The organism is Prevotella sp. AM42-24 (assembly GCF_003461825.1).
GTDB lineage: Bacteria > Bacteroidota > Bacteroidia > Bacteroidales > Bacteroidaceae > Prevotella > Prevotella hominis.
Genome location: NZ_QTXV01000088.1, coordinates 1 through 9,534 on the forward strand (window position 1 = coordinate 1; position 9,534 = coordinate 9,534).

Annotated in this window: 6 protein-coding genes; 1 reads left to right on the forward strand and 5 read right to left on the reverse strand. The window is 44.0% G+C overall.

Annotated elements, in window-relative coordinates; genetic code table 11:
- Positions 1–212 precede the first annotated feature (212 nt).
- Positions 213–1,505 (forward strand): ATP-binding protein, encoded by a 1,293-nt coding sequence (locus DW917_RS15350; protein WP_118120128.1) that lies wholly within the window; start codon positions 213–215, stop codon positions 1,503–1,505.
- Positions 1,506–1,716: 211 nt separating this feature from the next.
- Here DW917_RS15350 and DW917_RS15355 read toward each other — a convergent pair whose 3' ends face one another.
- From DW917_RS15355 to DW917_RS15375, 5 genes are all read right to left on the reverse strand, one after another.
- Entirely contained in the window at positions 1,717–2,685 is a 969-nt protein-coding gene (locus DW917_RS15355) for an aldo/keto reductase (protein ID WP_118120130.1), read from the reverse strand.
- 90 nt (positions 2,686–2,775) lie between these two features.
- Positions 2,776–4,050: an anaerobic sulfatase-maturation protein gene (locus DW917_RS15360; protein ID WP_118120132.1), complete on the reverse strand. Its 1,275-nt coding sequence runs from the start codon at positions 4,048–4,050 to the stop codon at positions 2,776–2,778.
- Positions 4,051–4,104: 54 nt separating this feature from the next.
- A complete protein-coding gene (locus DW917_RS15365; RefSeq protein WP_118120134.1) occupies positions 4,105–5,634 on the reverse strand; it encodes an arylsulfatase in 1,530 nt (509 codons plus the stop codon).
- A 229-nt stretch (positions 5,635–5,863) separates the two neighbouring features.
- Entirely contained in the window at positions 5,864–7,693 is a 1,830-nt protein-coding gene (locus DW917_RS17345; RefSeq protein ID WP_158570204.1) for a RagB/SusD family nutrient uptake outer membrane protein, read from the reverse strand.
- Positions 7,694–7,721: 28 nt separating this feature from the next.
- The gene (locus DW917_RS15375; RefSeq protein WP_255415343.1) at positions 7,722–9,494 is read right to left on the reverse strand and encodes a SusC/RagA family TonB-linked outer membrane protein; all 1,773 of its coding nucleotides are present in this window, start codon (positions 9,492–9,494) and stop codon (positions 7,722–7,724) included.
- Between the last annotated feature and the right edge of the window lie 40 nt (positions 9,495–9,534).

Below are 9,534 nucleotides of genomic sequence, written 5' to 3' on the forward strand. Positions count from 1 at the left end.
ACCATCCTAAAGGTGACAACTTTTTCACGTATAAGACAAATTCAGCAAGGCGACGAAGGGTAAAATACACTTTTAAAGACGACTTTTTGTGATTTCTTACACTTTTAAGGATGACTTTTCGTAGTTTTATACATTTTTAAGGACGACTTTTTATATTCTTTGAAATAAAAAATGTACTTTTGTATTCAAAAGTATCAAATAATCAGATAGTTATGAAGAGAAATGCCATCAAATACCTATATCAATGGAAAGCAAGCAACGACCGAAAGCCGTTGATCATGCTTGGAGCCCGCCAAGTTGGCAAAACCTGGCTGATGCAGGAATTTGCCAAAGAGGCCTATACACGTAGTGCGTATGTAAACTTCGAAGACAATGAAATGCTCCGGGAAGTTTTTGCTCATGACTTTGATATCCCCCGCATTATTAATAGCATACAATGGAGTACAGGAGTTTCTATAGACGAAGATACGCTTATTATCCTTGATGAGATACAAGAAGCGCCCAGGGGTATTACCGCATTAAAGTATTTTGCAGAAAAAGCACCTCAATATCATGTTGTAGCTGCAGGTTCATTGCTCGGAATAGCAATGCATCAGAATGACTCTTTTCCTGTAGGTAAGGTAGATTTCATGCATTTATATCCTCTTACTTTCTTTGAATTCCTGGATGCAATCGGTGAAAGCCGTATGGTGGAACTGCTCATGTCAAAGGATTGGAATATGATAACCATGTTCCGGAATAAATTCGAGGAATGCCTGCGACAGTATTATCTGGTAGGGGGAATGCCGGCTGTAGTCCAGGCTTTTGCCAGTGAGAGGAATCTGTTTAAAGTCAGAAGCATTCAAAAAGGAATCCTTGAAGCGTATGAGCGTGATTTTTCCAAACATGCCCCGGCTATAGAAGTTCCACGTATCCGAATGGTATGGAAATCCATTCCATCCCAACTCGCTAAGGAAAACAAGAAATTCATCTATGGTGCCGTGAAGGAAGGAGCCAGAGCAAAGGATTTTGAACTCGCCATCGAATGGCTGAAAGATGCAGGGTTGATCTATAAGGTAAACCGCTGCAAGAAAGCCCTGTTGCCTTTGGCTGCATACGAGGATTTTTCTGCTTTCAAGTTATTCCTGTCTGATGTGGGACTAATGGGGGCCATGAGCAATATTCCTGTCCAAAGCTTGCTGGAAGGAAATGTGTTGTTTTCTGATTTTAAGGGGGCGCTGACAGAACAGTATGTCCTGCAGCAGCTTAAGGAGAAATCTTCCCTGTCTATCTATTATTGGTCGGCTGAAAATTCACGTGGTGAAATAGATTTCCTGGTGCAGGATGAGGAAAAAATCATTCCGATAGAAGTAAAGGCTGAGGAGAATTTGCAGGCTAAGAGTCTGAGGGTGTTTGTGGAGCGCAATCAGGGATTGAAAGGTATGCGCCTATCCATGTCACCTTATAGAGAGCAGGATTGGCTTGCCAATTATCCATTATATTCCGTATCTGCAATATTCGGATAATTATATAGGTATAGTATGCAGATAATCTGCGCTAACGTGCTTTTTTCCTACCATTAGCGCAGATTATCCGCGAATAATTTGCGCTAATGGTAGGAAAATAAGTTTTATAGGAGCCAGGAAGAACATATGCATCAGATACATGCTGAACGAGAGTCGGGAAATGCCTGTGAACCATCGGGGTGCTTCTTTCGGATGGTGCCTATACGCTGGATTAAAAAGCCTTGGCATGAACACACTTTATGTTCTTTTCCAGCTGGGTTGTTGAACTGGCACCTACCAATACGCTGGTAACGCCTTTCTGCTGGAGAATCCAGGCGAGAGCCATTTCTGCGAGTGTTTCTCCACGTTCGCCTGCTTCGGCATTCCATTGCTTCAACTGCTCCATCAACTCCGGTGTCAAGGCACTGTGCTTGAGGAAATGTTCCTTTGCCATACGGCTGTCTGCTGGGATTCCGTTGAGATAGCGGTCGGTGAGGAGACCTTGTGCTAAAGGTGAGAAGGAGATGAAACCGATGCCATTCTCGTGGCAATAGTCGAGGGTTCCATTCTCCTGTGGTGCACGGTCGAGCATGTTGAGTCTGTCCTGGAAGATGAGCAGTGGACAGTCGCGCTCCTTGAGATATTTGTCAGCGAACTTCAGGGCTTCCAGTGGCCATCGGCTGATGCCGAGATAGAGCGCCTTGCCTTGCTTCACGATATCTACCATCGCCTGAAGTGTTTCTTCGAGCGGTGTGTTAGGGTCGTAGCGATGACTGTAGAAAAGATCTACATAGTCGAGGTTCATGCGCTTGAGACTCTGGTCGAGACTTGCCATCAGATACTTACGAGAACCCCAGTTGCCATAAGGACCTTCCCACATATCATATCCTGCCTTGGTGGCAATGAAAAGTTCATCACGATATGGACGGAAATCATCTTGCATGAGTCTGCCCATCGTTTCTTCGGCACTACCATAAGGAGGACCATAGTTGTTGGCCAGGTCGAAGTGGGTAATGCCATGATCGAAAGCATAATGAGTAATGGTCCTGCTGCGTTCGTAAGGATCTACTCCTCCGAAGTTATGCCAGAAACCAAGACTTATTTTTGGTAAGAGAACTCCGCTCTTGCCACATCTTTTATAGAGTGCCTCCGAGTCTGTGTATCGGTTGGCATCTGCAGTATAGATTCCTTTTAAGTCCATATTCTTCTTTTTTTAAATATCTTTTGCAAAAGTACGAATTATCTTTTGATAAACAAATGTTTCAGGCTATTTTTCTTCCTTATATTAAGTTTATTTCAAAACATTCATGATGTTGGCTGGAGGACGCTGTGCCTGCAATTCCCGCTTCATAAAGTCCATATAAGGAGCCACATGGGTATAGTATTCGTAATATCCCTTGCAGAGATAATTCAAGCCAGGCTCTCCATATTTATCATTTTCAAATCGGTTTTTAGGGCATTCGCCATGACAGGCAAATTCCATATCGCACTCCTTGCATTGGCGGGGAAGAGAGGTGTGTTTCAAGCGACTGAATGCCTGTTGCTTTTCTCCATAAAGCATGTCTATCAGGGATTTATCCTGGATATTTCCCAGTTTATATTCTGGGAATACGAAGTGGTCGCAGGAGAATACATCGCCATTATGTTCCATCACTCCGGCATGACCACACTCCTTGGAATAGGCGCAGATGCCTGGTTGTACACCTACCCAGTTGGCCAGTGTGCAGTCGAAGATTTCCACAAAGATTTTACCTACATCATGGCGAACCCAATCATCGAAGATGGTACAGAGGAATTTGCCCCATTGTTCAGAAGTTACTGAGAAATCGGCAATTGTGATTTCCTGATTTTCTTTCTGTTTTTTCGCATTCCCTACATCCTCATAATTATCTTCATAACTTACATCGGCTAAACTTGCTAAAGTGCGTCCATCTTCATGTTCTGTCAGTCGTTCCACGATAGGGGTGAATTGCAGGTACTGGCAACCATTGTCTCTGAAGAAATGATAAAACTCCAAAGGATGTTCTGCGTTGTATGCATTTACCACTGCCATCGCATTCCATTCCACTCTATGTTTTTTCAAGAGGCTGATGCCATGCATCACTTTTTCCCAAGATGGTTTTCCGGCAGATGTCTGTCGGTAATGATCATGATATTCCTGTGGACCATCGATGGAGATACCTACCAGAAAATGGTTTTGAGCGAAAAACTCACACCATTCGTCGGTAAGGAGTGTACCATTGGTCTGGATGACGTTATCGATTTGTTTGCCGTGGGCGTACTTCTTCTGCAGTTCCAGCGCCTTCTTGTAGAAGTCGATGGAGCGCATCAGCGGTTCTCCTCCATGCCAGGTGAAGAGTACCTGATTCATGGTTTGTGCTTCGATGTATTCCTGGGTAAATTGCTCCAGCATCTCGTCGGTCATGAGATGCCGCTGAGATGTGTTGTAGAGGTTGTTTTTCTCCAGATAATAACAGTATTTGCAATCTAAGTTGCAATGAGCACCAGCCGGTTTCAGCATCACGTACAGGGGCTTGGCAAATGGGGTTGCTATATTATCGTTCATCATATTCATTCTTTTCTAAATGAGGGAAATGTAATCTGCATCAAGACTGTGTGCCTAAAATTTTGGTAAAGTGATTTGGAAATCAGGACTATCTCTATGTTCCTTCTTGATGGCAGCTAAAAGTTCGGCTAATATTTCCGGATGCTCAGCTGATACATCATGATCTTCATGAATGTCAGTCGCTAAGTTATAGAGATGTGGTTCTCCCTTTTCTACTACCAGTTTCCAGTCTCCTTTCCTTACACCTATCTGGTCGGTCTCATGAAATTCCCAATAGAGGTAATCGTGATGTTTCTGCTGTGCATCTTTTCCCAAGAGGGTAGGAGCAATAGAAATGCCATCGAATCCGTCACCTGCCAATTTCTTGTTGGTATAGCGTTTGGCAAAATTTTTGATTCCGGCTAAATCGCAGAAGGTAGGCATCAGGTCATAGAATGCAAACTGGGTATTGTTGACTGTTCCTGCCTTGATATGTTCTGGCCACCAGGCAATGAATGGAATACGGATACCTCCTTCATAGCATTGGCGTTTCAATCCTTTCAACTTTCCGTCGCGTCCGAAGAATTCAGGATCGGCTCCTCCTTCTTCGTGAGGTCCGTTATCGGATGTAAAGATGACAATGGTGTTCTTGTCAAGTCCTTTCTCCTTGAGTTTTGTGAAAACTTCGCCCACATACTGGTCCAATCGGGTAATCATTCCTGCAAACTGGGCATGGGTATGTACCACGGAGTTGTATCTCGAATCTTCCCATCCTCCCCAGGTTTTGTCGTTAAAGAATTTCTTCTGGTAATTCTCTACGATAGAATCTTCTGGTTGTGCCAACTCGGCATGCGGAAGGGTATAGGTGAGGAAACCTGCAAAGGGATGCAGGGTATCCTGCTTGTCGATCCATTCCAGTGCCTTGTCGTGAATAATGCGGGCAGAATACTGATTACGCTTGAAGTAGTCTTTGCCAAACATCGGATATTGGATGTTCTGTTCCATCACTTCTCTCACTACAGCCGTATCTCCCAAAGCCTTGCTATATCTGTTCAGGAAATTAGGGTAGTAGAGATGCGCCTGAAATTGACAGATGTATCCATAGAATTCATCCACGCCCCGTTTGTCGGGAGTAGAGGCAGAACCTTCATATCCGCCTGCCCATTTGCCGAATACGCCTGTTCTATAGCCTTTGTCCTTGAGCATCTCCGGCAGAATCTTGTGCTGTGGGTCGTAAGGTTCTTGTCCTACGACAGAATACTCTTCGTTTTGTCCGTATTTTACCATTGGCACACCTCTCCAGTATTCCTTGTTGCCTCTTACATGGGTATGCCCGGTATGCTGACCGGTCATGATTGTGGCTCTGGATGGTGCTGATACGGGTGAACCTGCGTATGCTTGGGTAAAACGCATACCTTCTTTAGCCATTTGGTCGATATGGGGTGTGTGGATGAACGGCTGACCGTAACATGCCAGATCACCATATCCCATATCATCGCAGAGGATAAAGAGAATATTAGGCTGTTGGGCGTTTTGCTTAGCCCATAGGAGGGTAGGCAGACATGCCAAGCCTACCCCTGTGAACCATATCGTTTTGTTGTTCATCATGATTTGTTTATAGGATTGTTAATAATGAATGATACAAAGGTAATAAAAAAATAATATCAAATGAATAGTTGATGATTTATTTTTCCATATTGAAATGAATTCAGATAATATGTGAAAAAGAGGGTATGCCGCAAATCGGCACGCCCTCTTTAAGTTTGTACTAAACATCATCTTAAACTTATATTACAAGTTTCAATGATATGATATAATGAATAACCTATGAAGTCTAATGTTTCAAGTTAGGATTCTTCTCACCGTCGGTTGTTGGGTATGGGCAGTAGATTCTATCCTCTGACCAAGGACCAGTAACAGTAACGCTTTCTTGAGCGGTATATTCCTTGTCACCCTCCTTAGCGATAACTACAGGAGCATTGGCAACGCGATACTCGAAGTTCTTCTTGAGTTCGTCCATACGGAGTTCATCTGCACGACGTGTAACCATTGATACCCAGTTACCTGCAACCTCCCATCCGTGCTCTATGTAGCAAGCTTCAGCAAGCTGAGCAGCGTTCATGTTGTCGATATTCACGATAGAACCATCGCTAAGAGTAACTTTATCTACATCAGCAGAATTTACGGCGCGCTGGCGAACCAGTTTCAGGTAATATTTAGCTTCTCTCAGGTCGAGACCTGCACGGGCAGCACTCTCAGCATACCAGAGGAGCACCTCAGAATAACGGATGAGGTTATGACGGCGGTCGTTAACCATACCACTATAGTTAGGTTTCATACAATCGTATGGTTGTCTGAGCATTCCACCCTTCTCATCACAGTTTACAGTGAAGATAGTGAACATAGGGTGATATTCTTTGACACACTTCTTACCCTTTTCGAATAAGAGTTTTTCGTATTTTCCGTTAACTTTTCTGACGGTCTTCTTTTCACTATCCTTCTCTTTTTCGATTTTTTCATCCAGACCCTTAATCTGCTTCTCGAGTTCTTTAGCATCAGTCTTCATTGTAATAGGAACCCAAAGGTCTGCAGTAGGGATATCCCACCAATTACAATCTGCAGTGATTACAGTACCATCCTGGAATGTAATTCTTTTTGCGTAGATGGCATCCTTACGAGGTCCTTCTGGATATCTCTTCCAGAAAGCAATCTCTCCCCAGGCGTCACCCCAGCCACCATCACCGAGGCTTTCGAAACGGCAGCAAGAAGAAAGCTGTGAGTCATGATCCCACCAACCCTTGGCATCATTGTTGATACCGAGTAAGGTCTCCTTGTTGTAGTTGTTACCCATAGAGTAAACATCCTTCCAGTCAGGGTTCAAGATGAAACCATATGTACGGTTGTTGTCAATGACATCTTTTGCCTGCTCTGCAGCGAGCTTGTAGTATTCTGTGCCCTTATTGAGAGGGTAGCCTGCCATAGACATATAAACTGCAGCCAATGTTGACTGTGCAGCCTGTTTGGTAACCCAAACATCTACATCAAACAGGCGAGCTGGCTCATAATCGTACTTGGTAGGAAGTTCGTTGATGGCATCCTTCAAGTCCTTAACGATCATTTCGTAAACTTCTGCAATTTCTGCAGGCTGAGCATCCAACTGGTTAATGTCTGTATTTGTGATGATAGGTATTTTACCGAATACACGTACCAGATAGAAGTAAGAATATGCACGCCAATAGTGGGCATTACCAAAGGCTACGTTCTTCTTTTCCTGTGAGCCATTCACATTTCCTGCTCCATTTACAATCAGGTTAGCAGCCTTGATCACAGAATAATGCAGATTCCATGCATCTGTTACACCCTTGTTGGCACCCTCAGATGCAAAAGCATCAAGAGCTGCACAAGCCTGCTTGTTTGAACCTGGGTTGGCTGTGATATCATCACCCTGCCACTGTGGGTACATAGGATTGGTCCAGCTCTGTGTCTGGTTGATTCTTTCGTACAAAGCGTTAACACTCGCAGTAAGGTCATCTTCTGTAAGGAAGAACTTCTCTGGGGTTAACTGTCCCTTAGGATCCTCATCCAAGAAATCGCCACAAGACGAGAAAGTAACCAAGGATGCTGCCATGAGACAACCAATATATAATAATTTCTTAGTTTTCATAATTATTACAGTTTTTAGATTGTTGAAATTAGAAGGTTACACGAACACCCATTGTGATGGTACGAGGATTAGGATAAGCACCCATATCCAAACCATTATCACGGTCTATATTCTTTTCGCCGAATGAAGCACCTGCTGGGTCAATACCCTTATAGCCTGTGATGGTGAAGAGGTTCTGAGCTGAGAGTGAGAGACGAATGTCTGCCAACTTGGTTACGCTACGTGGGAATGTGTAAGCAACACTGATATTTTCGCAGCGGAAGTAGTCTGCATTCTCGAGCCACTTGTCTGAGTTACCATAGGTCTTGTTCTCTGCACCTGGAGTTGGCATGGTGATACCAATATTGCCGAAGTAATCCTTATCAGTTACGAACATAGATGCACCAACCATTGAGTTCATTGCGAAACGTACCATGTTCAGACGCTTAGCACCGAAGGCTGCATTGCAGAATACGTTGAAGTCCCAGTTCTTATAGGTTATGGTGTTGTTCCAGCCTAATGTAACGTCTGGATTTGAATGACCTAATATGAAGCGGTCCTTAGAAGCGTCTGGGTCTGCTGTCTTGTTGCCGTCTGCAGTGTAATACATATCAACATACTCTCCCTTGTCATTCTTTTCTACACCTGCCCACTTGAAGCCGTAGAATGTACCGATAGCTTCACCTTCCTTGATGATAGTACATGGATCAACTGTACCAGGAGAAGGAGTCTGACCATAAATAATAGGATCTGAAGCTGTCATCTTGGTTACCTTGTTCTTCAGGTAGCTGACATTCAGAGTTGTTGACCATGTCCAATCCTTGGTCTGAATAATCTGACCATTGATGGTTGCCTCAATACCCTTGTTGTTTACTTCACCTGCGTTTACCCAGTATGTGGTACCGCCTGAGTAACCTGGAGATGACGTCTCTAAGAGAGCATCCTTGGTAGTCTTGTTGAAATAGTCGAAGCTAACGTTCAATCGGTTGCCGAAGAAACCGAAGTCAACACCGAGGTCGAACTGGTGTACCTTCTCCCATGTCAAGTCTGGTGTAGCAAGACCATTTGCCCAGTAACCTGTGTAAGATTGGTTTGTACCATATGAGAAATCTGTAGTTTTCAACAATCCAAGGGTAGAATAAGGAGTGATGTCCTGATTACCGATGACACCATAGCTGGCGCGGATCTTCATGTATTCTACAGCATTCTTGATAGGCTCCCAGAACTTTTCATTAGAAACAGTCCAAGCACCTGCAATTGATGGGAAGTAACCCCACTTCTTGTTGGTGAAACGGCTGGAACCATCGGCACGGAGAGTACCTGTCAACATGTAGCGGTCGGCATAGTTGTACATTACGCGAGCTACACCAGAGAGCATGGTCCACTTGCTATAGCCGTTGGTAGGAGTCTTAGATGTAGCATCTGCTACGTTCCAGTAGCCCACCTGTTCGTGGATAATACCTGTACCAGTCATACCCATACGGCGAACCTCATTAGAGGTAACTTCCCATACACCTGTTGCGGTCAAAGAGTGCTCACCCCACTTGTTGTTATAGGTCAAGTTGTTGGTTGACTGCAAAGCGGTAACTGTTGCATCGTTGTTGCCCATTGAGTTACCAGAGGTATTCACCTTGCTTGATGTGAAATTGTACCACTTGTAATCATTATAGTCGATACCATTGGTTGTGGTGAATGTCAAGCCCTTGAGAAGGTTGAACTTCAAGTCAACGTGACCAGTTACCATCGTGCGCTTACGGTCGTATTCACCACCATGGAGAATACCATAAGGGTTGTTCTGGATATTGTTGTTGGTATCTTTAATATACCTAAATTCCGCAGCATTTTAGTTTAACTTATTTTAT